Raw genomic sequence first — 25108 nt, forward strand, 5'->3', positions numbered from 1 at the left:
AACGAAAGATAGAAATCAATCGAAATCAGTAGATCGTATAAAGTGAAAAGGAAGGATTTCAATATGACAAGTTTAAAATTATTAAAAGAAAAAGCACCATTAGTCATTTGTATAACCAATGATGTAGTAAAAAATTTCACAGCAAATGGATTAGTAGCATTGGGTGCATCACCAGCTATGAGTGAGTTTCCTGCAGATTTAGAGGATTTGTTAAAGTATGCTGGAGGTTTATTAATAAACATAGGAACATTGACAGATGAAAATTGGAAATTATACCAAGCTGCTCTGAAAATTGCAGAGAAATATAATGTCCCAGCAGTTTTAGATCCTGTAGCCTGTGGAGCAGGAGAATATAGAAAAAAAGTAGCAGATGATCTAATCAACAATTATAAACTAGCAGCGATTAGAGGAAATGCTGGCGAGATTGCTTCTTTAGTAGGGATAAATGTGGCATCTAAAGGAGTAGATAGTGCGGGCGTAGATAATATTGATGAAATTGCTCTAGCAGCAAATAAGAAGTTCGATATTCCTATAATAGTAACAGGTGAAGTGGATGCTATTGCGGTAAATGGAGAAGTGGTAACTATTCATAATGGTAGTGCCATGATGCCAAAAGTTATTGGGACAGGATGCTTATTAGGTGCTGTAGTAGCAAGCTTTATCGGACTTGAAAAAGGTCAAGAATTGAAATCATTAGAAACAGCAATGTTGGTTTACAATATCGCTGGAGAAATGGCAGAAAAACGTCCAAATGGACATCTTCCTGGAACATTTAAAGTGGAATTTATAAATGCCTTATACGAGATTACAGATGAAGATGTAAAGAAATTCAAAAGAGTGAAGTAAGATGTTTCAAAAAGAATTACTAAAACTATATTTTATTTGTGGAACGACTACTTGCCAAGGAAAAGATCTATATACGGTCGTTGAGGAAGCCTTAAAAGGTGGTATAACCTTATTTCAATTCCGTGAAAAAGGGGAGGGAGCCTTAGAAGGTAAAGAAAAAGTCGAATTAGCAATTAAACTACAGGATCTTTGTAAAAAATACAATGTTCTGTTTATTGTTAATGATGATATTGATTTGGCAATGGAAATTGACGCTGATGGCGTACATGTAGGACAAGATGACCTTGGAGTTGATGAAATTAGAAAATTGATGCCAGATAAAATAATTGGTCTTTCTATAAAAAACGAGGAAGAATTTCAACAATCAAAAGTTGAATATGTAGATTATGTTGGTGTTGGTCCTGTATTTGATACCCAGTCAAAGGACGATGCTGGTGGTGCTATAGGTTATGAAGGTCTTAAATTGATGAGAAAACTATTGCCACAAATGCCCTTAGTTGCAATTGGTGGGATACAGACGCAACATATTAAAGACATTATGAAGACCAATGTTGATGGTGTTTCAATCATTTCAGCAATATCGTATGCAAAAAATATAGAAAAAACTGTTCGAGAAATGAGTGAACAATAGCTATCAATTTTTCCTTGGATTTTGAGGGAGTAGGATTTTCTTTTTTCTAAAAAGCTATGTCCAGATTCAGCTCAAATGGCTAATCTATCAAACAAGACATTTGTTTTTTTGCAAACGAAAGATCTGCTGTCTTTGTGAGTGCAAGGCTGTATTTCCAGTTCAATTTCTTGAACTAGAAAAAATCGTTTGTTATAATATTTATATAATTAAATAATAAAGACATTTGGGGTGCTTTAGGCTGAGATGATACCCATTGAACCTGATACAGTTAAGACTGGCGAAGGGAAATGTGAAATGTTTTTTTCGTATGTCGAAAGAACTATCTAATCTTGTAAGCTGAACTCTAATTCCTATCTGTAATTAGAGTTTTTTCTTTTACGAAACTGGATGAAGATGATGCAAAGCATTTAGGTAGGTCTCCTTGAATGCCCCACTTTTCTTTAAAAAGGAGTTTTTTATGTTGAAAAAATGGCAATTAAAAGATGTTATCTTACTTGCTTTCTTGTCTATCTTTTTTGGTGGCGTTTTTGTGGGATCCGGCTATCTCTTTGATATCCTCACTCTGATTTTAGCCCCTCTTGGTTTGCAGGCCTTTGCCAATGAAATCCTCTTTGGTCTCTGGTGTATGGCTGCGCCTATTGCTGCAATCTTTGTTCCAAGAGTGGGAAGCGCAACGATTGGTGAAGTGCTAGCTGCGCTTGCTGAAGTCCTTTATGGTAGCCAATTTGGTCTGGGTGCCCTTTTGTCTGGCTTGGTTCAAGGTTTGGGAAGTGAACTTGGTTTTATCGTAACCAAGAATCGCTATGAAAGTTGGCTCTCTCTAACTGCTAATAGTATTGGGATTACGCTTGTTAGCTTTGTCTATGAATACATTAAGTTAGGTTACTACGCCTTCTCCCTTCCTTTTGTCCTTTCCTTGCTTGTAGTACGTTTTATTTCTGTCTTTTTCTTTTGTACTATCTTGGTTCGTGCCATTGTCAAACTTTATCATCAGTTTGCAGCTGGGGGCAAGGCATAGATGGGGCTGGAACTACGAGCGATTCAGTCCCCAATCTTCTCTGAGCCGCTTGATTTTACTTTTCATGCGCAAGCCTTTACCTTGTTAGTTGGGAGCAGTGGTTCAGGAAAATCTAGTCTTTTTCAAATGATTGCCCAAGTCAGTTCTCTTCCCTATAGCGGTCAAGTCCTGATAAATGGGAGCGAGGTCGGTCAGCTTTCTATCATCGAACGTGTCCAGACGGTTGGTATTCTCTTTCAAAATCCCAATCATCAATTTACCATGGAGAACTTGTTTGAGGAGCTGATTTTTACCTTGGAAAATATTGGGCATCCCGTTCAGGAAATTGATTCTAAAATAGCAGAGGTGGTTCGACAATGTCGCTGTGAGAAGATTTTGCACCGTCCCATCCATCACTTATCAGGTGGGGAAAAGCAAAAGGCTGCTTTGGCTGTTCTCTTTGCTATGAATCCTAGGGTCTATCTTTTGGATGAGCCCTTCGCTTCCATTGACCGCAAGAGTAGGATAGAGATATTGGAGATTCTAAAAGAGTTGGTCTCTGATGGGAAGACAGTTATTTTGTGCGACCATGATTTATCTGATTATGAAGCCTATATCGACCATATGGTGGAGCTAAGAGATGGACAACTAAGGGAAGTGTTTCAAATCCCTACCTCTGAAATGACACAGGCTGTTTCAAAGGAAGTTGCTTCTAGCCCAGAACTATTCCATATGGATCGAACGACTTGTGAGTTGGATAATCGCCACCTCTTTTCGATTGCTGATTTCACATTCTACCAAGGAATTTCCTGTATTTTGGGTGACAATGGTGTCGGGAAATCAACCCTCTTTCGGTCTATTCTTCAATTTCAAAAGTATAAGGGGCGCATTACTTGGAAGAGTTCGGTCTTGAAAAAGAAAAAGAGTTTGTATCGTGACCTGACGGGTGTTGTTCAGGAAGCTGAGAAGCAGTTTATCAGAGCCAGTCTGCGAGAAGAGCTTCAATTAGATGGACCTGATTCTGAAAGAAATCAGCGAATTTTCCAAGCTTTACGGTATTTTGATCTGGAGCAGGCACTCGATAAGAGCCCCTATCAATTAAGTGGTGGTCAGCAAAAGATTCTTCAGCTCTTGACCATCTTGACCAGCAAGGCTTCTGTGATTTTGCTAGATGAACCTTTTGCTGGTTTGGATGATAGAGCCTGCCATTATTTTTGTCAGTGGATGTTGGAGGATAGAAATCAAGGAAGAAGTTTTCTGATCATTAGCCATCGTTTAGATCCCTTGATCTCTGTGGTTGATTATTGGATTGAGATGACTAGTCAGGGTCTCAGTCATGTGAAAAAAGTGACAATTACCAAACAACTCACATCTCAGAGTAGCAATACTCAAGGGGAGGTGAGATAGTATGGTCAAAGTAGCAACCCAGACACCGATTATCAGTCTCTTCTTGCTGATTTTATCCTTGGAAACATCTTTCATTCCTTCGATTGCTCTAAATCTTTCGGTAGTCGCATTTTGCATTCTCTTTATGATCTATTACCGGCGATTTAAAGTATTGGCTTGGATGATTCTGCTCGCCATTTTGCCATCCTTTGCCAACTACTGGGCAGTTCAGTTACACGGAGATGCTTCGCAGGCAGTCATGCTTGGAACGAGGGCCTTTGTGACCGTTTGTATTGGTCTTGTATTTGTTTCCTCTATTTCCCTAAAAGAGCTTCTCTTGTACTTGGCTCAAAAGGGGTTATCACGCTCTTGGGCCTATGCCTTGATTGTGGTATTCAATTCCTTCCCCCTTATCCAGCAAGAAATCAAGTCCCTCAAGGAAGCTTGCTTATTACGCGGTCAAGAACTACATTTTTGGTCGCCCTTGATTTACAGTAAGGTTTTGATGACGGTCTTTAGATGGCGCCATCTTTACCTGAGAGCTCTATCGGCGCATGGATATGACGAACATGCACAGGTGGAGAATCGCTATCGGACTTTTTATATTCCTCAAAGGACACTATTCATCTACCTGCTTTTCTTTTTATTGCTTCAAACCAGTCTATTTTTATAAAGGAGTTATTATGGAATTTACAGATATTGCGATGGAATTATCCAAGGAAGCTTGGCAGGCTTCCTTTCATCACCCCTTTGTTTTACAGTTACAAGAGGGAAATTTAGACCCTGCCATTTTCCGCTATTACTTGATTCAGGATGCCTATTATCTGAAGTCTTTTTCAGAAGCTTATCACCTCTTGGCTGATAAGACTTCAAACCAAGAGATGAAAAGACTCTTGAAACAAAATGCTCAGAGTCTAGTGGAAGGTGAGTTATTTATCCGCCAACAATTTTTCAAGGAATTGGAAATCAGAGATCAGGAAATGGAGGAACATCCAATCGCTCCAACCTGCTATCATTATATCTCTCACATTTATCGTCAATTTGCAGAGCCAAACTTGGGCATTGCCTTTGCAAGTTTGCTGCCTTGTCCTTGGTTATACCATGATATAGGCAAATCACTCAATCTTAAACCATCACCAAATCCTCTCTACCAACAATGGATTGAAACTTATATTACGGATGAGTTAGAGCAACAGATCAGAGAGGAGGGAGCACTGGTTAATCAACTCTATCGAGAAAGTGATGAGACAGACAGGAAAAAAATGCTAGATGCCTTCCACATCAGTGTTCACATGGAAGCCAAGTTTTGGGAAATGGCCTACCAACACCAGACATGGAAGAGCGATCTGCAGTCTTTAGAAACAGGAGAAGAATAGAAATATGAGAAACAACCAATTACAAGTTCACAAATTAACCATTTTATCCATGATGATTGCCCTTGATGTAGTCCTTACTCCTATCTTTCGTATTGAGGGAATGGCACCGATGTCCAGTGTAGTCAATATTCTAGCAGGAATCATGATGGGACCTGTTTATGCCTTGGCTATGGCTACAGTGACAGCCTTTATCCGTATGACGACTCAAGGAATTCCGCCTTTAGCTCTAACAGGAGCGACTTTTGGAGCCCTTCTAGCAGGTCTCTTTTATAAGTATGGTCGAAAATTTCATTATTCCGCTCTAGGAGAGATTTTGGGAACAGGTATTATTGGTTCTATTGTTTCCTATCCTGTTATGGTACTCTTTACAGGATCAGCTGCTAAGCTTAGCTGGTTTATCTACACGCCTCGATTTTTCGGAGCAACCTTGATTGGTACAGCGATTTCCTTTATTGCCTTTCGATTTTTAATCAAGCAGGAATTCTTTAAAAAAGTGCAGGGATATTTCTTTGATGAAAGGATAGACTGATGCAGGCATTTACAAATCCCTTCCCTATAGGCTCTAGTTCCCTAATTCACTGTATTACCAATGAGATTTCTTGTGAGATGCTGGCCAATGGCATTTTGGCTCTGGGATGTAAACCTGTCATGGCAGATGACCCTCGTGAGGTTCTCGATTTTACTAAGCAAAGCCAGGCACTCTTCATCAATTTGGGGCATTTGTCAGCTGAGAAGGAAAAAGCAATCCGTATGGCAGCTTCTTATGCAGATCAAGTTTGTCTTCCAATGGTAGTAGATGCAGTTGGCGTAACAGTTTCATCCATTCGTAAGAGATTAGTTAAAGACCTTTTAGACTATATACCTACGGTCCTTAAAGGAAACATGTCGGAAATTCGAAGTCTTGTTGGCTTAAAACACCACGGCGTTGGGGTCGATGCGAGTGCTAAAGATCAAGAAACTGAGGATTTACTTCAAGTCTTGAAAGACTGGTGTCAGCTTTATCCAGGTATGTCATTCTTAGTCACAGGCCCCAAGGACCTCATCGTTTCGAAGAATCAGGTCGCTGTACTGGGAAATGGCTGTGCAGAATTAGACTGGATAACAGGGACAGGAGACTTGGTTGGAGCCTTGACAGCCGTTTTTCTCAGCCAAGGAAAGACTGGCTTTGAAGCTTCTTGCCTAGCGGTTTCTTATCTCAATATCTCTGCTGAGAGAATAGTTGTTCAAGGAATGGGATTGGAAGATTTTCGTTACCAAGTTCTCAATCAGCTCTCTCTCCTCAAAAGAGACGAAAATTGGCTAGATGCTATCAAAGGAGATGTTTATGAATAGAAAGGCGCTTAGACTGTATCTGGTAACCAATCGCTACCAAGATTCCTTGGAAAGTTTTCTTGAAAAGATTGAGACGGCCTGCCGTTCAGGGGTCACCATAGTCCAATTACGAGAAAAAAATCTCACAACCAATCAATATTATCAACTGGCAAAACAAGTCAAGGAAATAACAGATGCCTATCAGGTACCCTTGATCATCGATGATCGTTTGGATGTTTGTCTTGCAGTTGATGCTGCTGGTCTGCATATTGGCGACGATGAATTACCCGTTTCGGTTGCCCGCAAAGTCATAGGTCCTGAAAAAATCCTCGGTGTCACAGCTAAAACAGTAAAAAGAGCCCTCGAAGCAGAAGAAGGGGGAGCAGATTACTTGGGGACAGGAGCCATTTTCCCTACCACGACCAAGGAAAATGCCCCTATCACCCTGATTTCAACCTTGAAAACAATTTGCCAAAGGGTCGCTATTCCAGTAGTTGCTATTGGCGGCTTGACATCAGAGAATATTGACCAACTTATCGGCACGGGTATAGCTGGTGTAGCGGTAGTACGTGATTTGATGCAGGCAGAAGATATAGAGGCAAAAACGCAAGCCTTTTTGACAAAGTTAGATGACATTATTTTCTAATTAATACTCAATGAAAATCAAAGAGCAAACTAGGAAGCTAGCCGCAGGTTGCTCAAAGCACTGCTTTGAGGTTGCAGATAAAGTTGACGTAGTTTGAAGAGATTTTAGAAGACTATAAAAACTCTCTAATTCCCTTAAAGTGGGAACTAGAGAGTTTTTTTAATCTTTAAAGCTTGTATGGTTGACTGGGCCAGAACCATGACCGAGTTGAGGAGCGTCTTGAATGGCTTTTGTGATAAAGGCCTTGGCCTTATCGACTGCTTGATAGAGGGTTTTCCCCTTGGCTAGTTCAGCCGTAATCACTGCAGCAAAGGTACATCCAGTACCATGGGTGTGACAGGTTTGAATTCTTGGGCTTTCCCAGACAAATTGGTCATCCTTTGTAAAGAGGAAATCCTTGGCACCGCCTTCGAGATGCCCACCTTTGATTACCACAGACTGAGGACCAAATTCTTTTAAAATCAGGCGACCGGCACGCTGCATGTCTTCAGGATCATGGATTGAAAAGCCAACAATCTCTTCTGCCTCAGGAAGATTCGGTGTGATAATACTTGCAAGGGGAAGTAGGTTTGTTTTTAGGTAAGTTCTGGCACTGGTATCAATCAGGGTATCACCGCTTGTTGCGACCATAACAGGGTCAAGGACATAGGGACAATCCAGCTTTTTAAGATAGGGCTGGATGATTTCCATGATTTCAGTAGTTGCCAACATTCCAGTTTTTACAGCCTGAGGTGGAATATCCGAAAAGACACTGTCCAATTGGGCTTTCAACATTTGAGGAGAAACGTGCTCGATTAATTGAACACCTCTGGTATTTTGAGCGACAAGACTGGTCACAACGGCCATTCCATAGACATCTCTAGCTTGGAATGACTTTAAATCTGCCATAATGCCAGCCCCACCACTAGGGTCAGTCCCTGCAATGGTCAAAGCAACGGGTAAATAAGTCATCTAAAACCTCCCAACCAACTGAAGTTTGTATTCTTAAGAACAAGCTAGTCTGTTTCAGGAAGGCAATAGAAGACTGCTAGTCCCCATTATCATTTCCACTTCCATCAGCTAGCATTACCTAGATTGAGTCAAAGGGTCTAACAGTCGTTAATCTCAGCTTTACGCACCCCTAGTGGTTGTTTTCTTTTTTCTTTAGTATAGCATATTTTTATAGTTTATATAGTAAGATTTGACTGAAAATCCTTTATCAAATTGTTAAAATTCAATTTTTCAAAGAAAAGATTGATTTTATAATTGACAATTGTAGATTTTAAGAGTATACTGATAATTGTAATTGACAAATGTAGATTTTGGAGGTGTGCTAATGCAGATTTCAGATGCAGAATGGCAGGTCATGAAGATTATTTGGATGCAAGGAGAGCAGACTAGTACGGATTTAATCAGGGTTCTAGCGGAGCGGTTCGACTGGTCCAAGTCAACCATTCAAACTCTTTTGGCTCGTTTGGTTGAGAAAGAGTGTCTGACAAGGAAAAAAGAAGGTAAGTCCTTTATCTATTCAGCCCTTTTAACTTTGGACCAAAGTCGAGATTTGCTTGTCCAAGATATCAAGGACAAGGTTTGTTCTCGTAGGATTAAGAACTTGTTGGCTGATTTGATTGCTGAATGTGATTTCACTCAGGCTGACTTGGAAGACTTGGAAGCTGTGGTTTCTGAGAAGAAATCAAGCGCTGTAACAAAAGTAAAATGTAATTGTATGTAAAGGAGACGTCATGTTAAATAGTATTGTAACCATTATTTGTATTGCCCTTATCGCCTTTATCTTGTTTTGGTTTTTCAAAAAACCTGAAAAATCTGGACAAAAGGCCCAGCAAAAAAACGGCTACCAAGAGATTCGAGTGGAGGTCATGGGGGGCTATACGCCTGAGTTGATTATCCTCAAGAAATCAGTGCCAGCCCGCATTGTCTTTGACCGCAAAGATCCTTCACCATGTTTGGATCAGATCGTATTTCCAGACTTTGGTGTACATGCGGATCTGCCAATGGGGGAAGAGTATGTAGTGGAAATTACGCCTGAGCAGGCTGGAGAGTATGGTTTCTCTTGTGGCATGAATATGATGCACGGTAAGATGATTGTAGAATAGGAGAATGATATGACTGAAATTGTAAAAGCAAGTCTTGAAAATGGTGTTCAAAAAATCCGTATCACGGCAGACAAAGGCTACCATCCAGCCCACATTCAACTGCAAAAAGGAGTTCCTGCTGAGATCACCTTTCACCGTTTGACACCTTCAAACTGTTATAAGGAAATTCTTTTTGAAGAAGAAGGCATCTTGGAACCAATCGGCGTAGATGAGGAGAAAGTCATTCGTTTTACACCTCAAGAATTAGGTCAACATGAATTTTCTTGTGGTATGAAGATGCAAAAGGGAAGTTATACAGTTGTTGAGAAGACTCGAAAATCTCTATCACTTTTACAGCGTTTTTGGATTACTAGTATCTTTACTGTGCCTCTTGTAATCCTCATGATTGGGATGTCGACAGGAGGAATTAGTCACCAAGTCATGCGTTGGGGCACCTTTTTAGCCACAACACCGATTATGCTAGTAGCAGGTGGTCCTTATATCCAAAGTGCTTGGGCTAGTTTTAAAAAGCACAATGCCAACATGGATACCTTGGTTGCTCTGGGAACCCTAGTGGCCTATTTCTATAGCTTAGTTGCCCTCTTCGCTGGCCTCCCCGTTTACTTTGAAAGTGCTGCCTTTATCTTCTTCTTCGTTCTTATGGGGGCCGTTTTTGAGGAGAAAATGCGGAAAAATACTTCCCAAGCTGTGGAGAAATTACTTGACTTGCAGGCTAAAACAGCAGAAGTCTTGCGTGAGGATAACTATGTTCAAGTCCCTTTGGAGCAAGTCAAGGTAGGTGACCTGATTCGAGTGCGTCCCGGTGAAAAGATTGCGGTTGATGGTGTCGTAGTAGAAGGTATCTCTAGTATTGATGAGTCTATGGTGACAGGTGAGAGTCTGCCTGTGGACAAGACAGTTGGAGATACCGTCATTGGTTCAACCATCAATAATAGTGGAACACTTGTTTTTAGAGCAGAAAAAGTTGGTTCAGAGACTGTTTTGGCTCAGATTGTGGATTTTGTGAAGAAAGCTCAGACAAGTCGTGCGCCGATTCAGGACTTGACGGATAAGATTTCAGGGATTTTTGTTCCAGCAGTTGTCATTTTAGGGATTGTGACCTTTTGGGTTTGGTTCGTCTTGCTCAGGGATAGTGTAGTTGTGCTTGGAGCGAGCTTTGTGTCTTCGCTTCTCTATGGAGTAGCAGTTCTGATTATTGCCTGCCCTTGTGCATTGGGACTTGCAACACCGACAGCCCTTATGGTGGGGACAGGTCGCAGTGCCAAGATGGGAGTTCTCCTCAAAAATGGAACTGTTCTACAGGAAATCCAGAAAGTCCAAACCATTGTCTTTGATAAAACAGGGACTTTGACTGAAGGGAAACCTGTGGTCACAGATATCATCGGCGACGAAGTAGAAGTGCTTGGATTGGCAGCTTCCTTGGAAGAAGCTTCTCAACACCCACTGGCTGAAGCCGTTGTGAAACGAGCGAGTGAAGCTGGACTTGAGCTTCAAACTGTTGAAAATTTCCAAGCCTTGCACGGAAAAGGTGTCTCAGGGCAAATCAATGGAAAACAAGTTCTGCTTGGAAATGCTAAAATGCTGGATGGCATGGATATTTCTAGCATTTATCAAGAAAAACTAGAACAACTGGAAAAAGAAGCTAAGACAGTTGTGTTCTTGGCTGTGGACAATGAAATCAAAGGCCTGCTTGCTCTGCAAGATATTCCAAAGGAAAATGCTAAGCTTGCCATCAGTCAGTTGAAAAAACGAGGTCTTAAAACAGTCATGCTGACAGGAGACAATGCAGGTGTAGCGCGTGCTATTGCAGATCAAATCGGAATCGAAGAGGTCATTGCAGGTGTCTTGCCAGAAGAAAAAGCCCATGAAATCCATAAACTACAAGCGGCTGGCAAAGTAGCCTTTGTTGGGGACGGTATCAATGACGCTCCTGCCCTTAGTGTAGCAGATGTGGGGATTGCTATGGGAGCTGGAACGGATATCGCTATCGAGTCAGCAGATTTAGTGTTGACAACCAATAACCTCCTAGGCGTGGTTCGTGCCTTTGACATGAGTAAGAAAACCTTTAATCGAATTCTGCTCAATCTTTTCTGGGCCTTTATCTACAATGTCGCCGGAATTCCGATTGCAGCAGGAGTCTTTTCTGGTGTTGGACTGGTCCTCAATCCAGAACTAGCTGGTCTAGCCATGGCCTTTAGTTCTGTATCTGTTCTGACTAGTTCACTCTTACTAAACTTTAGTAAAATAGATTAAAAGCGGGCTTGCTCGCTTTTTATTATAAAACAGAAGCTAAAAACGTTTTCAAACTGTACTGTAATAGAGAATAAAAACTTCTGAGCAGATTCTTAGTAAACTAAAAATAAATGTGATAAATTAGTAATGTAAAAATTTACTGAAACGTTTTCAAAAACTATATGAAACCTTTTTTAGTAGATTTAAAAATATTTGAAGGAGAGTTATCATTATGACTCAAGGGAAAATTACTGCATCTGCAGCAATGCTTAATGTATTGAAAACATGGGGCGTAGACACAATCTACGGTATCCCATCTGGAACACTCAGCTCATTGATGGATGCTTTGGCTGAAGACAAAGACATCCGCTTCTTGCAAGTTCGCCACGAAGAAACAGGTGCTCTTGCAGCGGTTATGCAAGCTAAATTCGGTGGCTCAATCGGGGTTGCAGTTGGTTCAGGTGGTCCAGGTGCGACTCACTTGATTAACGGTGTTTACGATGCAGCTATGGATAACACTCCATTCCTAGCAATCCTTGGATCACGTCCAGTTAACGAACTCAACATGGATGCTTTCCAAGAATTGAACCAAAACCCAATGTACAACGGTATCGCTGTATACAACAAACGTGTAGCTTACGCTGAGCAATTGCCAAAAGTAATCGACGAAGCTTGCCGTGCTGCAGTTTCTAAAAAAGGTCCAGCTGTTGTTGAAATCCCAGTAAACTTCGGTTTCCAAGAAATCGACGAAAATTCATACTACGGTTCAGGTTCATACGAGCGTTCATTCATCGCTCCTGCTTTGAACGAAGTTGAAATCGACAAAGCTGTTGAAATCTTGAACAATGCTGAACGTCCAGTTATCTATGCTGGTTACGGTGGTGTTAAAGCTGGTGAAGTGATTACTGAATTGTCACGTAAAATCAAAGCACCAATCATCACAACTGGTAAAAACTTTGAAGCCTTTGAATGGAACTATGAAGGTTTGACAGGTTCTGCTTACCGTGTTGGTTGGAAGCCAGCCAACGAAGTGGTCTTTGAAGCAGACACAGTTCTTTTCCTTGGTTCAAACTTCCCATTTGCTGAAGTTTACGAAGCATTCAAGAACACTGAAAAATTCATCCAAGTTGATATCGACCCTTACAAACTTGGTAAACGTCACGCCCTAGACGCTTCAATCCTTGGTGACGCAGGTCAAGCAGCTAAAGCTATCCTTGACAAAGTGAATCCAGTTGAATCAACTCCATGGTGGCGTGCAAACGTTAAGAATAACCAAAACTGGCGTGATTACATGAACAAACTCGAAGGTAAAACTGAGGGTGAATTGCAATTGTATCAAGTTTACAATGCAATCAACAAACATGCTGATCAAGACGCTATCTATTCAATCGACGTAGGTGACACTACTCAAACATCTACTCGTCACCTTCACATGACACCTAAGAACATGTGGCGTACATCTCCACTATTTGCGACAATGGGTATTGCCCTTCCTGGTGGTATCGCTGCTAAGAAAGACAATCCAGATCGCCAAGTATGGAACATCATGGGTGACGGTGCATTCAACATGTGCTACCCAGACGTTATCACAAACGTTCAATACGACCTTCCAGTTATCAACGTTGTCTTCTCAAATGGTAAATATGCCTTCATCAAGGACAAATACGAAGACACAAACAAACACTTGTTTGGTTGTGACTTCCCTAATGCTGACTATGCGAAAATCGCTGAAGCTCAAGGAGCTGTTGGATTTACAGTTGACCGTATCGAAGACATCGATGCAGTTGTTGCAGAAGCTGTTAAATTGAACAAAGAAGGTAAAACTGTTGTGATCGATGCTCGCATCACTCCACACCGTCCACTTCCAGTAGAAGTACTTGAATTGGATCCAAAACTTCACTCAGAAGAAGCAATCAAAGCCTTCAAGGAAAAATACGAAGCAGAAGAACTCGTACCATTCCGTCTCTTCTTGGAAGAAGAAGGGTTGCAATCACGCGCAATTAAATAATTCCTCTCGTCGAAAATCAAATGTAAACTATGTTATCTTCACCTTGTCGTACTTCAGTACTGCCTGCGGTTCGATGCCTTGTTTATTCTTTGATTTTCATAGAGAGAAACTTGAAAAGATCGGAGCAATCCGGTCTTTTTATGGAGGATAGTAAATGAATTTAAATCAATTAGATATTATCGTTTCAGATGTTCCCCAAGTCTGTGCTGACTTGGAGCGTATTTTGGATAAAAAGCCCGATTATGTTGATGACAGTTTTGCTCAGTTTACGATTGGCAGTCACTGTCTGATGTTGTCCCAAAATCATTTGATTCCTTTGGAAGATTTTCAGTCAGGAATCATTCTTCATATCGAGGTTGAGGATGTAGACCAGAATTACCAACGGTTGAAAGAACTTGGTATCCAGGTTTTAAACGGACCAACTGTAACCGATTGGGGAACAGAGTCCTTATTAGTTAAAGGGCCTGCTGGTCTAGTGATTGATTTTTATCGTATGAAGTAGGTAATTCTATTATCAAATTTTTTATCTAAACATTCTTGGAGTGAAACTTAAAAAGATCGGAGCAATTCGATCTTTTTTGTATTTATGCGACTTTCAGTCCGTCTCGCTCCGTTAGGTGCGAGACAAAAAACCACCCGTTTTCACGGGTGGTTATGATTTCTACACTTATTGTTTGGCTTCCTGTTTTAATTGTTGCACCTGTTCCTCGTACTGGACAAGCTCCCTGTCTTTTATATTGATAGTCGCTTCTGCTTCAGCAATGCGGCTTCTCAGATCTTGAGTCTTGTTATGGTGATAGCTAATACCAATAGCACTACCAGCAATGATCCCGATTACTAGACAAGTAAAAATCACCAAAATCAAGGGAGCAGATAGTTGTGTAAAGACAAGACTGACAGTTACTGTTTGACGATTGAGTAGACCAAATGAGATCACAATGACTAATAAGCTCAAACCGCCAATTAGATAAGCCTTATCTTTCAGTGACAATTCATTAAATTTTTTTAGCATAAGTTCCTTTTCTCCTGACTATGTTGATAGAAAACTACACACCATTTAGGTATTAACAAAATTCATTTTACTAGAAAATTTCGATACTGTCAATAATTTCTAACGGCTTATTTACCATCAATCAATCGATTCATTGAAAAGGAGTATTCATTTTCTAATATTTGATTGAGTAAACAGAACGGAGCAATTCGGTCTTTTTTCTGTTCCCTCTTTCTTATAACAAGATTGTGATAGTTTATATCTTTATAACAAAAGTTTTAAAGACTTGATTGTTTTGAAAGAATATTTTAAAATAAGATTCAGTAAAAATGAAAGAGGTTTTGAAAATGTCTGAAAAACAAATGAAAATTTTAGGTTGGGTAGCGACCTTTATGTCTGTTATGATGTATGTGTCTTACTTCCCACAAATCATGAACAATCTGGCTGGTCAAAAAGGAAATTTCATCCAGCCCTTGGTTGCTGCCATCAACTGTAGTCTCTGGGTTTACTACGGTCTTTTCAAAAAAGAAAGAGATATCCCCCTTGCAGCAGCTAATGCACCAGGTATTATTTTTGGCCTAGTGACGGTTATTACAGCTTTGATTTAAAAGGAACAGAGGAGACTAGTTTTCAGTCTTCTTTTTTGTTTCAGGGGAGGCTATTTACTTTTTCTAGAGGATAATTTTTTAAAAAACAATCTGATAAACTTAAATAGTAGAATAGTATCAGTATGTCACAGTATTTTATAAGAAAAGGTTTACAGAATAAGTTATAATATAAGTAAATGAACAAGCAAATAAGAAAGTGAGTAGAGTTATGACCGAAAAACTGACTTTTCCGGATGGTTTCTTGTGGGGCGGAGCGACAGCTGCCAACCAGTGTGAGGGTGCTTATAATTTAGAAGGTCGTGGATTGGCGAATGTGGATGTCGTCCCCATTGGACCAGATCGTGAAGCCATTATCACAGGTCAGAAAAAGATATTTTCGTTTGAGGAGGGTTATTTTTACCCAGCCAAAGAAGCCATTGATATGTACCATCATTACAAGGAAGATATTGCCCTTTTTGCGGAAATGGGCTTTAAGACTTATCGTCTATCCATTGCTTGGACTCGGATTTTTCCTAAGGGCGACGAAATCGAGCCAAATGAAGCTGGTCTAGCCTTTTATGAGGATTTATTTAAGGAGTGCCACAAGTATGGTATCCAACCTCTGGTGACTATCACTCATTTCGACTGTCCTATGCACTTGATTACAGAGTACGGTGGTTGGCGCAATCGTCGGATGTTAGACTTCTATGAAAAACTTTGTCGCACCCTCTTTACCCGCTATAAGGGTTTGGTCAAATATTGGCTTACCTTTAACGAAATCAACATGATTCTCCATGCCCCCTTTATGGGAGCTGGGCTCTGTTTTGAAGAAGGAGAAAATCAAGAACTGGTTAAATATCAGGCTGCTCACCATGAGTTGGTAGCTTCAGCTCTTGCAACAAAGATTGCCCACGAAATTGACCCAGAAAACAAGGTGGGATGTATGTTGGCAGCAGGGCAGTATTATCCTAACACAGCCCATCCGAGAGACTACTGGGCAGCCATGGAGGAAGATCGCAAGAGTTACTTCTTCATTGATGTTCAAGCGTGTGGGGAATACCCAAACTACGCCAAGAAGCAGTGGGAGCGTGAGCGAATCGAGATTCAAATGACTGCAGAAGATTTAGAGTTGTTGAAGGACAATACTGTTGACTTTGTTTCCTTCTCTTACTATGCAAGTCTAGTAGCCTCAGGTGATCCAGAAGTTAAAGAATTAACTGCTGGAAATATCTTTGCCTCTCTCAAAAATCCTTATCTTGAATCCTCAGAATGGGGATGGCAGATTGACCCACTTGGTCTTCGTATCACCCTCAATGCTATCTGGGATCGTTACCAAAAGCCAATGTTCATCGTGGAAAACGGTCTAGGTGCTATGGATACACCGGATGAGAATGGTCATGTAGCAGATGACTATCGGATTGCTTACTTAGAGGCTCATATCAAGGCCATGCGAGATGCCATTTACCAAGATGGCGTTGACTTGCTTGGTTATACGACTTGGGGCTGTATCGATCTGGTTTCAGCTGGAACAGGCGAAATGAACAAGCGCTATGGCTTTATCTATGTAGATCGAGATAATGCTGGTCATGGAAGCCTCAAACGTAGCAAGAAGAAATCCTTCTACTGGTACAAGGATGTCATTGCCAGCAATGGTGCAAGCATTGAGTAGAGCACATTTGTTCACTATTTTTATAAAATCTTCTCCCTACTTTATAATATGTGAAAAAGAGTTCAATTAGATGGAGCTTTTTGCTATAATGAGGGGAGAAAAATCAGACAGGAGATCGACATGTCAGAACCATTATTTTTACAATCAGTTATGCAAGAAAAAATCTGGGGTGGTACCAAGCTACGTGATGAGTTTGGTTACGACATCCCAAGTGAAAAAATCGGAGAATATTGGGCCATCTCAGCCCATCCAAATGGAGTCTCTAAAGTTGCCAATGGACGCTACCAGGGAACAGACCTCGCTACTTTGTATGCGGAACATCGTGAATTGTTTGGCAATCGTCCTGAGCCTGTATTTCCACTTTTGACTAAGATTCTGGATGCCAACGACTGGCTCAGTGTCCAAGTTCACCCAGACGATGCCTATGGACTAGAGCATGAAGGTGAACTTGGAAAAACAGAATGCTGGTACATTATCGCAGCGGATGAAGGTTCAGAAATTATCTATGGTCACAATGCCAAGTCAAAAGAAGAACTCCGCCAGCAAATCGAGGACAAGAACTGGGATGCCTTGTTGACAAAAGTTCCTGTAAAGGCTGGAGATTTCTTCTATGTACCAAGTGGCACCATGCACGCTATCGGAGCAGGAATTTTGATTCTTGAAACTCAGCAATCTAGCGATACCACTTACCGTGTCTATGACTTTGACCGTAAGGATGATAATGGCAACTTGCGTGAACTTCACCTTGAAAAATCTATCGATGTCTTGAATATTGGCGAGCCTGCCAATAGCCGTCCTGTAACTATCAAAGCAGATGATTTACGTTCCACTCTCCTTGTATCCAATGATTTCTTTGCAGTTTACAAGTGGGAAATTACTGGAAAAGTTGACTTCGAAAAGACAGCTGACTACAGCTTATTCAGTGTCTTGGCTGGTCAAGGTCAACTAACTGTTGACGGGAAAAATTATCCAATCCAAAAAGGTAGCCACTTTATCCTACCAAGTGATGTTGAAGCTTGGACTTTGGAAGGGCAAGGTTTGGAATTAATTGTTAGCCATCCATAAAAAAAGAAAGGGCCTGAGTTCACTACTCAAGTCCTTTTTGATTACATAAATTGGGCGATAAAGACCACAATGATGATAATTGGAATGACGAAACGAAGAAGGAAGAGCCAGACTTGGAAAAGTCCTTGTTTCCATGCTTTTTCATCAAGATGGAGTTCCTCCATAGCAAGAGCCTTCTTAAAGATGTATCCTGTAAAGAGAGACAGGCAGAGAGCTCCAAATGGCATAAGGAGATTGGAAACCAAGAAATCCATAGCATCAAAGAAGGTCTTCTCAAAGATGTGAACATCCGCTATGACACCGTAAGATAGGGCTGAAGGAATTCCAAAGACAAAGGTCAAGATTCCTAAAATAACACTCCATTTGGCACGCTTGCTGTTGTCCTGATTGGTGATATTGCCCACATTGATTTCCAGCATAACGACAGAAGAAGTGACCGTCGCAAAGAGGAAGAGTAAGAGGAAGAGGATGTAGAAAATGGTTCCAAAAGGCATCTTGTCAAAGAGTTGAGGCAAGACGATAAAGAGTAAGCTCGGTCCCCCTTCAGACTGGATATTGAAGGCTGACATAGCTGGGAAAATGGCTAGACCTGCCATGATGGATACCGAGATATTCATGGCTACGATGGAGATTCCTGATTGGACCAGATTGGTTTTCTTATCCAAATAAGAAGCATAGGTCAGCATGGCTGTCACCCCTAGTGAGAGGGCAAAGAAAGATTGTCCCAGAGCATAGAGGAGACCAGCACTGGTCAGTTTTGAAAAGTCTGGTTTGAGGAAGTAGAGAACGCCTTCCATGGCATTTGGCAAACTGAGAGAGCGCCCGATGATGACGACAAAGATGATAAAGAGCAGGGGCATCATAACCTTAGATGCTCTTTCAATCCCTTTCTGAACACCACGTGATACAATAAAGATATTCAACAGGATAAAGGCTACTTGAGCTCCTAGGGCAATGGCTGGATTTGAAATGATTGAAGTAAATAACTGAGCATAATCACCCGTTCCACCAAGTTGGAACAATTTTCCAAACTCAATGCCTAGATAGACTAAAATCCAGCCACCAATAACACTGTAAAACGATAAAAGGATAAAAAGGGCAAAGGCACCAATCCAACCGATAAAGTTGTACTTGCTATTCTTTCCTAGTTTTCCAAAGGTTTTGATAGCTGAGACACCAGCACTTCGGCCGAGGGCAAACTCAGCTAGCAAAAGGGGAAAACCGATTAGAATAGTGGAGATGAGAAAGACTAGTAAAAAGCCTCCTCCACCGTTAGCAGCAGTCATATAAGGAAATTTCCAAACGGCTCCAAGTCCGATGGCTGAACCAGCAGATGCTAGGATAAAGCCCAGTTTAGAACCCCATTGCGATTTTTCAGACATAGTTAAACTCCTAAAATTAGTATTACAAAAGAAAAAGCTACTGCCCTTGGCAAATAGCCTCATAAGTACTCAAAATGAGCCTTTCTTTTGATTGATAGACTTGACTATCCTATCATGTTTTCTAAGGTCTGTCAAGAAAACCATTTTCATGTTATGATAAAGTAAAAAAATTTCGCAAAAACGCTTGACTCTGACCTAGGGGGAGGGGTTATACTATCATTGTAATACTCTTCGAAAATCTCTTCAAAGCACGTCAGCTTCCATCTGCAACCTCAAAACGGTGTTTTGAGCAGCCTGCGGTTAGCTTCCTAGTTTGCTCTTTGATTTTCATTGAGTATAAGGAGAAAATCATGTACCATATAAAAGAAGCTGCCCAGCTTTCAGGTGTCTCCGTCAAGACCCTGCACCACTACGATAAGATAGGACTTTTGGTTCCTTTAAAGTCGGAAAACGGCTATCGAACTTACAGTCAAGAGGATTTGGAACGTCTTCAGGTCATTCTTTATTACAAGTATTTAGGCTTTTCTTTAGAGAAAATATCAGAGATGTTAAAGGAAGATAGATCAGATTTATTGCCCCATTTGACTAGGCAGTTGGACTATTTGACTCGAGAAAGGGAACATCTGGATACCTTGATTTCAACCTTGCAAAAAACCATTCAAGAACAAAAAGGAGAAAGAGAAATGAGCATTCAAGAGAAATTTGCTGGATTTAACTACCAAGACCATCAAAAATACCACCAAGAGGCGGTAGAGAAATATGGACAAGAAGTCATGGACCAAGCGCTGGAGCGCCAGAAAGGTCACGAAGACGAGGCTACGGCTGCCTTCAACCAAATTTTTCAAGCCTTGGCACAAAATCTTCAAGCTGGACTGCCTGTAACAGCAACAGAAAACCAAGAAGAAGCTGCTAAACTCTTGCAAGCTATTCGTACTTATGGATTTGACTGCTCTATTGAGGTATTCGGTCATATTGGTAAAGGCTACGTCTATAACCCAGAGTTTAAGGAAAATATTGACAAATTTGGAATTGGAACAGCCCAGTACACATCAGATGTCATTGCAGCTTACGTTCAGACAAATGCAGAATAAATAGGCTAGGAATTTCCTAGCCTATTTTTTACTTCAAATCATAAAGCCAGTCGTCGCCGTCTTTATAGTAGAAGAATTCACTGAGGTCCTCTTCGAGAAAAACACGAAGCATATCAGACATATCCTTAGTTGCGAGTTTTATACGAAATAGATTGTCAAAGTCCTCCCACCAGACTTTTCCTTCGTCTGAAGATTGGAGTTCACCAGTAAAGTGTTCTGTCTTGTAAAAGAGAGCGATATAACGGTATTCCTCATCGTCGTACCAGTCCTTTATCCCACAGAGTTGGGGTCTGGAAATAGTTAGTCCAGTTTCTTCTTTCACTTCACGAATGACAGCATCGACAAAAGATTCGCCACGTTCAACATGCCCGCCAGGGAAAGTAACTCTAATGTAGTAGAATTTTTAAAATTTAATTCAAATTTTGTATTTTGTTAATCAAGTCTATGTGATGGAATCCATTTATTTAACTCTTCAACTAACTTATATACATAAGTCACAGGACATTGTGTTGCGGATGAAGGAATTAATTCACTTTCATAATCTTTGGATAAATTTTTGGAATTTTTTAGAGCTACATGTTGATAGGGTTTTAAAATTCTGTAAATGTTAGGGTCGTTCTTTTTGTAAGAATCTGGGAAACCTTCATCTTTTTTAGATTTAAAGATATTATTTAATTTTTTAATGTATTGATCACGAGTAATCTGAGAGTTTAAAAATTCAAAATGTAGAATATACCAAAGTTCGAAAGATTCATTGCTATAAGCAATTCCGAAGTCATTGTTTTGAGCCAACTGCACTGCGCTATTAAAATTATCTTTGGGGAAACTATCTTTATCAAACACACACCAAACTTGATCATAATCATTTCTTTTTGATTCCTTGATGGCATATTCTACAAGCCTTATAGTATTATCTCCAATTCCTCTTGGATCTATTGTTATATTTGTTACTTCAAATTGATCAAAATAATTTGGTTCAGTTCTTTCTCCCTCGCATACAATCAAAATTATAGGCAATTGTTCTTTTTTGCCAGTTTTGTTATCTCTTAAAAATTTCGAATATACCATAACAAATCAATCTCCCAAAATAGTTTTGAAAATTTTATGAACCATATCATTTCTAACGTAAGGAATAGCTCCGTACTTACCTTTTAAATAGTTTTTAGCATATCTTTCATCACTACGAACAATAGCACCATTAAATTTATATTCTGACAGAGCAGTCAAATGACTAATTTCAAGTTCATCTTTTTCTACAAACCAGATTTGGTCCCTTCTTAATAATTCCTGATCAAGAATATTTGAATTATGGCTCGTGATAATTAATTGAGAATGAGTGTTTTCAATATCATTAAAGAGTTCAATTAAATATTTAGTAACTAGAGGATGCAACAATGCATCTGCTTCATCAATTACTAAAATACCTCCTTTTTCTAAAACGTTAATAATTGGTCCAGCTAAACTTAAGAATACTCGAGTTCCACTAGATTCAAACCCTTCTACATCAAATAGCTTATTATCAACAATCATTCCTTCTGAATCATAGATATTATGCTTTGATAAAAGGCGAGTCGCTTCGTCTCGTGCTTCTTCAACAATCTCTTTTGGTATTTCTAGATTAGAGTCACCAAAAGGTTCTATTTTAAACTTGTGTTGCTTGATATCCAAATCAGTAATATTGAAATCAGCAACTTTAAGTAAATCTAGAACTTTTGATTTATAGCTATCATTTTCTTTAATTATATTCTTAGTAAATTTAGCATTTTTTCCATCGCCAGATAAAAAAATAATATTTTCTGTAAGATATTCAATAATCTCTTCTGCTATTTTCGTATTTGTTACAGAAAGAACAGTTAAAAATAACGAATTAGAGTTTGTTAGGCCAAACTTTAAATTTAACTCATCTTCAGTCTTAAAGATATCAGAGGAGTAGTCTAGAATCTTATCTGAATTTCTTATAAAAATTAGGTTATCGTCTATAATTAGACTTTCTGAAATTACATCTCCTTGAAAAAGAGAAAAACTATATGTTACAATTTGTTCTTTCATAAGAAAGGAAATTTCAAATTCTGTAGGATTATCTTTGCTCGCGTTATCTAAAGAAAAAGTCAAATTTTTAAAATTTCGTTTACCTTCTTGAGAGTCTAACATCGAACGTCGAAGAAACTCAGTAATAAACCCTAAAGCGTGCAATAAATTAGTCTTTCCACTAGCATTTGCTCCAAAAATACTAGCAGATTTTAATAAATGGAAATCTGCTTCAATTTTAATTCGGTTATTTAATAATTCCTGCAATTTTTCTGAAGAGACCATACTGAATGTCACTTCATTTTTGAACGATGTAAAATTCTTTGCTTTAAATTCTATTAGCATATTCAACCTCCGAGATTTTTTCTCGCTATCATTATAACATTTTAAAAAAAAAATAGTAGTATTCTATATGATTAATTTGAAATTTATTCTGTAATACTTTTTAAGCTATGTTTGACAATTTAATGTATCGTGATCAATGAAAGAAGCTATGATTTTTTTAAAAATTTATAACACTTCACGCCAGGAAAAGTAATGCCAGGCCAGTTAGAACTAACTCGGTCTTGAGCTAGGACCTTGTCCCTATTTTTAATCAAGCACATGTTGACAAATTCGACTGATTCTCTTCTATTCATTTTTTACAACCTTTGATATTTAATCATAATGTAGACTTCCTGCCACCCAACCAGTGCAGAGGGCTGAAGTAATATTAAAACCACCCGTGTGGGCATTGATATCGATGACTTCGCCAGCAAAGTGAAGGCTAGGAACCAGTTTGCTTTCAAGGGTTTTAGGATTGATTTCCTTAAGACTGACACCTCCTTTGGTAACAAATGACTTGGCAAGAGACATTTTACCAGTTACAGGAATTTTAAGTCCCTTGATAGACTGGAGAAGTTGGTCTCGTTCCTTTTCAGTCAATTGTTTGACTTTTTCAGGATAGTCTTGCACAAAAAATTCTGCCAAACGTTCTGGTAACAAGGTTTTTAAAGCATTTTTCAAGGATTTTTCCCGATTTTCTTCTAGAAATGCAGCCAAGTCATTTTCAGAAAGTTGAGGCAAAACATCTAGCGAGAGAATCTCCCCACCCTTGACAAAACTAGACATACGCAGGGCAGCAGGACCTGACAAACCAAAGTGGGTAAAGAGCAAATCGTGAGTGATGACATGCTTGCCATAGCTTAGGGTCACATCGTCCAACGAAATCCCCTGCAAGGCCTTGTGTGGAAAATCTGTCAATAAAGGACTTTCGGCAGCCTCAAGTTCGGTAATAGTGTGCTTAAAATGACGGGCAATCTCGTGACCAAAACCAGTCGAACCAGTAGAAGGATAGGATTTCCCACCAGTTGTGACAATGAGTTTCTCACAAGTGAAGCTTTGGTCAGCTGATTTAAGAACAAATTGCTTATCTACCTTTTTAACCGAAACAATTTCTGTTTGAGTAGCAACTTGGCCACCTAGTTCAGTGATTTTCTTTTCTAAGGCCTCGATAATGGTTCGAGATTTGTCGCTGGCTGGAAAGACACGGCCGTGGTCTTCGATCTTAAGTTTAACACCATTTTCTGTAAAAAAGTTAATGATATCATGATTATCAAACTGAGAGAAGACACTGTAAAGAAAGCGTCCGTTCCCAGGGATGCCAGCTAGTAGGTCATCTAGAGTTCCGTTATTGGTTACATTGCAACGTCCCCCACCAGTCCCAGCTAATTTTTTTCCAAGTTTCCGATTTTTTTCGATGAGGAGAGTTTTCTGTCCATAAAAGCTACTGGAAATTGTAGCCATCATACCAGCCGGTCCCCCACCGATGACAATAGTATCAAAATGTTTCATAGCTCTATTGTACCATAAAAAAAACAAGAGATGATGGTCACCTCTTGTCAAGAATGTAATTAATCAATTTCGTATCCCATCAGCAAACCACCATCTTCTGCATAGAAACTGCAGAGACCAGAGGTTGGGAGAATCTTAATATCCGCCTGTGGGAAATTTTCACGGATTCGGTCTGAGAGTTGTTGGCAACATTTCTCGTTATTACGTTGGGCCATGACAATACGGCCACCAGCATATCCAGCTTTTATCAACTCTTCATAGGCTGCCTGAACTGATTTCTTTGGACCTCGTGCTTTTTGTAGTAATTCAAGAGTTCCAGTTTCACTAGCTTCTCCAACCATACGGATATTTAGAAGGCCAACGACCGTACCGATAAGCTTGCTCAAACGGCCGTTTTTCACCAAGTTATCGACTTTGGCTAGGACAAAGAGCAACTTGGTTTTTTCTTGATAGGCAGTGATAGCTTCAACCACTTCTTCAAAAGATAAGCCCTGGTCAATCAAATCATTTAATTTTTCTACGAGCAAGTCAACTTCACCGCCAGCAGACAAACTATCAATCACATGAATCTTAGTGTCAGGATGGTCTTCCAGATAAATATTCTTAGCCAGTTGAGCACTATTGTGACTACCAGAAAGAGTACCTGTGATGGTTACTAGGAAAATGTTTTTGGCTCCTTCAAATGCTCGCAAATAGTCATCTGGGCTTGGACAAGCTGATTTTGAAGCTTCTGCAGTTGCATACATGGTTTCCATCATTTGGTCAATATCAAGATTGGCATCATCAACAAAGATCTGATCAGCTACTTGAATGGTTAAGGGGACGCTTACAAAGGTTGTGTCAATAGCTGGTTTTGCCAGTTGACGATAATCACAACCAGAGTCAGCAATAATCTTCCAAGTCATAGAAATTCTCCATCTTTGTCAGTTATACATT

At 39.9% G+C, this 25108-nt stretch carries 26 protein-coding genes, 1 pseudogene and 2 riboswitches; of the genes and pseudogenes, 18 read left to right on the top strand and 9 right to left on the bottom strand.

Going from position 1 to position 25108, the window contains the following annotated elements:
- Positions 1 to 63 precede the first annotated feature (63 nt).
- The 9 genes from thiM to thiE (DXN33_RS08350) all read left to right on the top strand — a co-directional run bounded on the left by thiM (position 64) and on the right by thiE (DXN33_RS08350) (position 7193).
- A complete protein-coding gene (thiM, locus tag DXN33_RS08310; protein WP_181897309.1) occupies positions 64 to 846 on the top strand; it encodes a hydroxyethylthiazole kinase in 783 nt (260 codons plus the stop codon).
- A 1-nt stretch (position 847) separates the two neighbouring features.
- Positions 848 to 1477: a thiamine phosphate synthase gene (thiE, locus tag DXN33_RS08315; RefSeq protein WP_049492265.1), complete on the top strand. Its 630-nt coding sequence runs from the start codon at positions 848 to 850 to the stop codon at positions 1475 to 1477.
- Between the two features lie 214 nt (positions 1478 to 1691).
- A riboswitch (TPP riboswitch) is annotated at positions 1692 to 1780 on the top strand.
- A gap of 154 nt (positions 1781 to 1934) precedes the next feature.
- Complete coding sequence (locus tag DXN33_RS08320; protein WP_000915275.1) at positions 1935 to 2495, top strand: ECF transporter S component; 561 nt, start codon at positions 1935 to 1937, stop codon at positions 2493 to 2495.
- Positions 2496 to 3881, top strand: coding sequence for an ATP-binding cassette domain-containing protein (locus tag DXN33_RS08325; protein WP_115904842.1), 1386 nt, complete (start codon positions 2496 to 2498; stop codon positions 3879 to 3881).
- A 1-nt stretch (position 3882) separates the two neighbouring features.
- Positions 3883 to 4533, top strand: coding sequence for an energy-coupling factor transporter transmembrane component T (locus tag DXN33_RS08330; protein ID WP_115904843.1), 651 nt, complete (start codon positions 3883 to 3885; stop codon positions 4531 to 4533).
- Between the two features lie 10 nt (positions 4534 to 4543).
- On the top strand, positions 4544 to 5236 hold the full coding sequence (gene tenA / locus DXN33_RS08335; protein WP_115904844.1) for a thiaminase II: 693 nt from the start codon (positions 4544 to 4546) through the stop codon (positions 5234 to 5236).
- Positions 5237 to 5240: 4 nt separating this feature from the next.
- The gene (gene thiW / locus DXN33_RS08340) at positions 5241 to 5765 is read left to right on the top strand and encodes an energy coupling factor transporter S component ThiW (protein ID WP_115904845.1); all 525 of its coding nucleotides are present in this window, start codon (positions 5241 to 5243) and stop codon (positions 5763 to 5765) included.
- Complete coding sequence (locus tag DXN33_RS08345; protein ID WP_115904846.1) at positions 5765 to 6568, top strand: hydroxyethylthiazole kinase; 804 nt, start codon at positions 5765 to 5767, stop codon at positions 6566 to 6568. Before thiW ends, DXN33_RS08345 begins: the two co-directional genes overlap by 1 nt.
- Entirely contained in the window at positions 6561 to 7193 is a 633-nt protein-coding gene (gene thiE, locus DXN33_RS08350; RefSeq protein ID WP_115904847.1) for a thiamine phosphate synthase, read from the top strand. The genes DXN33_RS08345 and thiE (DXN33_RS08350) overlap by 8 nt, the downstream gene beginning before the upstream one ends.
- Positions 7194 to 7352: 159 nt before the next feature.
- Here the strand turns inward: thiE (DXN33_RS08350) and thiD are convergent, their stop codons facing one another.
- Positions 7353 to 8144 (bottom strand): bifunctional hydroxymethylpyrimidine kinase/phosphomethylpyrimidine kinase, encoded by a 792-nt coding sequence (thiD, locus tag DXN33_RS08355; protein ID WP_115904848.1) that lies wholly within the window; start codon positions 8142 to 8144, stop codon positions 7353 to 7355.
- 83 nt (positions 8145 to 8227) lie between these two features.
- Positions 8228 to 8325, bottom strand: a riboswitch (TPP riboswitch).
- Between the two features lie 183 nt (positions 8326 to 8508).
- Between thiD and DXN33_RS08360 the strand changes: the two genes are divergently transcribed.
- The 5 genes from DXN33_RS08360 (at position 8509) to DXN33_RS08380 (ending at position 14028) form a co-directional block, all read left to right on the top strand.
- Positions 8509 to 8904, top strand: a complete 396-nt coding sequence (locus DXN33_RS08360; protein WP_115904849.1) for a CopY/TcrY family copper transport repressor — start codon at positions 8509 to 8511, stop codon at positions 8902 to 8904.
- 10 nt (positions 8905 to 8914) lie between these two features.
- The gene (locus tag DXN33_RS08365) at positions 8915 to 9286 is read left to right on the top strand and encodes a cupredoxin domain-containing protein (RefSeq protein ID WP_000935061.1); all 372 of its coding nucleotides are present in this window, start codon (positions 8915 to 8917) and stop codon (positions 9284 to 9286) included.
- A gap of 9 nt (positions 9287 to 9295) precedes the next feature.
- Positions 9296 to 11539, top strand: coding sequence for a heavy metal translocating P-type ATPase (locus DXN33_RS08370; protein WP_115904850.1), 2244 nt, complete (start codon positions 9296 to 9298; stop codon positions 11537 to 11539).
- A gap of 211 nt (positions 11540 to 11750) precedes the next feature.
- On the top strand, positions 11751 to 13526 hold the full coding sequence (gene spxB / locus DXN33_RS08375; RefSeq protein WP_049535419.1) for a pyruvate oxidase: 1776 nt from the start codon (positions 11751 to 11753) through the stop codon (positions 13524 to 13526).
- Positions 13527 to 13680: 154 nt separating this feature from the next.
- Positions 13681 to 14028 carry a VOC family protein gene (locus tag DXN33_RS08380; protein ID WP_001052638.1) on the top strand — a complete coding sequence of 116 codons (348 nt, stop codon included), beginning with the start codon at positions 13681 to 13683 and terminating at the stop codon, positions 14026 to 14028.
- Positions 14029 to 14193: 165 nt separating this feature from the next.
- Here the strand turns inward: DXN33_RS08380 and DXN33_RS08385 are convergent, their stop codons facing one another.
- Positions 14194 to 14538 (bottom strand): lipopolysaccharide assembly protein LapA domain-containing protein, encoded by a 345-nt coding sequence (locus tag DXN33_RS08385; protein WP_000913393.1) that lies wholly within the window; start codon positions 14536 to 14538, stop codon positions 14194 to 14196.
- Between the two features lie 326 nt (positions 14539 to 14864).
- Here DXN33_RS08385 and DXN33_RS08390 point away from each other — a divergent pair, with 326 nt between their 5' ends.
- From DXN33_RS08390 to manA, 3 genes are all read left to right on the top strand, one after another.
- Positions 14865 to 15125, top strand: coding sequence for a SemiSWEET family transporter (locus tag DXN33_RS08390; protein WP_001291472.1), 261 nt, complete (start codon positions 14865 to 14867; stop codon positions 15123 to 15125).
- Between the two features lie 208 nt (positions 15126 to 15333).
- The gene (locus DXN33_RS08395) at positions 15334 to 16773 is read left to right on the top strand and encodes a 6-phospho-beta-glucosidase (RefSeq protein ID WP_115904851.1); all 1440 of its coding nucleotides are present in this window, start codon (positions 15334 to 15336) and stop codon (positions 16771 to 16773) included.
- 120 nt (positions 16774 to 16893) lie between these two features.
- Positions 16894 to 17838 carry a mannose-6-phosphate isomerase, class I gene (gene manA / locus DXN33_RS08400; RefSeq protein WP_049516551.1) on the top strand — a complete coding sequence of 315 codons (945 nt, stop codon included), beginning with the start codon at positions 16894 to 16896 and terminating at the stop codon, positions 17836 to 17838.
- A 41-nt stretch (positions 17839 to 17879) separates the two neighbouring features.
- On the opposite strand, the gene DXN33_RS08405 is transcribed toward manA, so the two are convergent.
- Positions 17880 to 19220, bottom strand: coding sequence for a sodium-dependent transporter (locus tag DXN33_RS08405; RefSeq protein WP_115904852.1), 1341 nt, complete (start codon positions 19218 to 19220; stop codon positions 17880 to 17882).
- Positions 19221 to 19570: 350 nt separating this feature from the next.
- Between DXN33_RS08405 and DXN33_RS08410 the strand changes: the two genes are divergently transcribed.
- On the top strand, positions 19571 to 20311 hold the full coding sequence (locus DXN33_RS08410) for a MerR family transcriptional regulator (protein WP_115904853.1): 741 nt from the start codon (positions 19571 to 19573) through the stop codon (positions 20309 to 20311).
- 28 nt (positions 20312 to 20339) lie between these two features.
- Here DXN33_RS08410 and DXN33_RS08415 read toward each other — a convergent pair whose 3' ends face one another.
- The 6 genes and pseudogenes from DXN33_RS08415 to DXN33_RS08440 all read right to left on the bottom strand — a co-directional run bounded on the left by DXN33_RS08415 (position 20340) and on the right by DXN33_RS08440 (position 25077).
- Complete coding sequence (locus DXN33_RS08415) at positions 20340 to 20702, bottom strand: 8-oxo-dGTP diphosphatase (RefSeq protein ID WP_115904854.1); 363 nt, start codon at positions 20700 to 20702, stop codon at positions 20340 to 20342.
- A 41-nt stretch (positions 20703 to 20743) separates the two neighbouring features.
- Entirely contained in the window at positions 20744 to 21379 is a 636-nt protein-coding gene (locus DXN33_RS08420; RefSeq protein WP_115904855.1) for an RloB family protein, read from the bottom strand.
- Positions 21380 to 21385: 6 nt separating this feature from the next.
- The gene (locus DXN33_RS08425; RefSeq protein ID WP_115904856.1) at positions 21386 to 22684 is read right to left on the bottom strand and encodes an ATP/GTP-binding protein; all 1299 of its coding nucleotides are present in this window, start codon (positions 22682 to 22684) and stop codon (positions 21386 to 21388) included.
- Positions 22685 to 22863: 179 nt separating this feature from the next.
- Positions 22864 to 22977, bottom strand: a pseudogene (locus DXN33_RS08430) (DNA mismatch repair protein MutT); the annotation flags it as partial.
- A 19-nt stretch (positions 22978 to 22996) separates the two neighbouring features.
- Entirely contained in the window at positions 22997 to 24172 is a 1176-nt protein-coding gene (locus DXN33_RS08435; RefSeq protein WP_115904857.1) for an NAD(P)/FAD-dependent oxidoreductase, read from the bottom strand.
- A gap of 59 nt (positions 24173 to 24231) precedes the next feature.
- Positions 24232 to 25077, bottom strand: a complete 846-nt coding sequence (locus DXN33_RS08440; protein ID WP_115904858.1) for a DegV family protein — start codon at positions 25075 to 25077, stop codon at positions 24232 to 24234.
- Between the last annotated feature and the right edge of the window lie 31 nt (positions 25078 to 25108).

Origin of the sequence: Streptococcus sp. NM (assembly GCF_003390135.1) — a bacterium.
In the GTDB taxonomy this organism is placed as follows: Bacteria; Bacillota; Bacilli; order Lactobacillales; family Streptococcaceae; genus Streptococcus.

Bases quoted from the DNA above. Each gene is read 5' to 3' on its own strand.
- thiM (WP_181897309.1), top strand. From the start codon at position 64: ATGACAAGTTTAAAATTATTAAAAGAAAAAGCACCATTAGTCATTTGT.
- thiE (WP_049492265.1), top strand. From the start codon at position 848: ATGTTTCAAAAAGAATTACTAAAACTATATTTTATTTGTGGAACGACT.
- DXN33_RS08320 (WP_000915275.1), top strand. From the start codon at position 1,935: ATGTTGAAAAAATGGCAATTAAAAGATGTTATCTTACTTGCTTTCTTG.
- DXN33_RS08325 (WP_115904842.1), top strand. From the start codon at position 2,496: ATGGGGCTGGAACTACGAGCGATTCAGTCCCCAATCTTCTCTGAGCCG.
- DXN33_RS08330 (WP_115904843.1), top strand. From the start codon at position 3,883: ATGGTCAAAGTAGCAACCCAGACACCGATTATCAGTCTCTTCTTGCTG.
- tenA (WP_115904844.1), top strand. From the start codon at position 4,544: ATGGAATTTACAGATATTGCGATGGAATTATCCAAGGAAGCTTGGCAG.
- thiW (WP_115904845.1), top strand. From the start codon at position 5,241: ATGAGAAACAACCAATTACAAGTTCACAAATTAACCATTTTATCCATG.
- DXN33_RS08345 (WP_115904846.1), top strand. From the start codon at position 5,765: ATGCAGGCATTTACAAATCCCTTCCCTATAGGCTCTAGTTCCCTAATT.
- thiE (WP_115904847.1), top strand. From the start codon at position 6,561: ATGAATAGAAAGGCGCTTAGACTGTATCTGGTAACCAATCGCTACCAA.
- thiD (WP_115904848.1), bottom strand. From the start codon at position 8,144: ATGACTTATTTACCCGTTGCTTTGACCATTGCAGGGACTGACCCTAGT.
- DXN33_RS08360 (WP_115904849.1), top strand. From the start codon at position 8,509: ATGCAGATTTCAGATGCAGAATGGCAGGTCATGAAGATTATTTGGATG.
- DXN33_RS08365 (WP_000935061.1), top strand. From the start codon at position 8,915: ATGTTAAATAGTATTGTAACCATTATTTGTATTGCCCTTATCGCCTTT.
- DXN33_RS08370 (WP_115904850.1), top strand. From the start codon at position 9,296: ATGACTGAAATTGTAAAAGCAAGTCTTGAAAATGGTGTTCAAAAAATC.
- spxB (WP_049535419.1), top strand. From the start codon at position 11,751: ATGACTCAAGGGAAAATTACTGCATCTGCAGCAATGCTTAATGTATTG.
- DXN33_RS08380 (WP_001052638.1), top strand. From the start codon at position 13,681: ATGAATTTAAATCAATTAGATATTATCGTTTCAGATGTTCCCCAAGTC.
- DXN33_RS08385 (WP_000913393.1), bottom strand. From the start codon at position 14,538: ATGCTAAAAAAATTTAATGAATTGTCACTGAAAGATAAGGCTTATCTA.
- DXN33_RS08390 (WP_001291472.1), top strand. From the start codon at position 14,865: ATGTCTGAAAAACAAATGAAAATTTTAGGTTGGGTAGCGACCTTTATG.
- DXN33_RS08395 (WP_115904851.1), top strand. From the start codon at position 15,334: ATGACCGAAAAACTGACTTTTCCGGATGGTTTCTTGTGGGGCGGAGCG.
- manA (WP_049516551.1), top strand. From the start codon at position 16,894: ATGTCAGAACCATTATTTTTACAATCAGTTATGCAAGAAAAAATCTGG.
- DXN33_RS08405 (WP_115904852.1), bottom strand. From the start codon at position 19,220: ATGTCTGAAAAATCGCAATGGGGTTCTAAACTGGGCTTTATCCTAGCA.
- DXN33_RS08410 (WP_115904853.1), top strand. From the start codon at position 19,571: ATGTACCATATAAAAGAAGCTGCCCAGCTTTCAGGTGTCTCCGTCAAG.
- DXN33_RS08420 (WP_115904855.1), bottom strand. From the start codon at position 21,379: ATGGTATATTCGAAATTTTTAAGAGATAACAAAACTGGCAAAAAAGAA.
- DXN33_RS08425 (WP_115904856.1), bottom strand. From the start codon at position 22,684: ATGCTAATAGAATTTAAAGCAAAGAATTTTACATCGTTCAAAAATGAA.
- DXN33_RS08435 (WP_115904857.1), bottom strand. From the start codon at position 24,172: ATGAAACATTTTGATACTATTGTCATCGGTGGGGGACCGGCTGGTATG.
- DXN33_RS08440 (WP_115904858.1), bottom strand. From the start codon at position 25,077: ATGACTTGGAAGATTATTGCTGACTCTGGTTGTGATTATCGTCAACTG.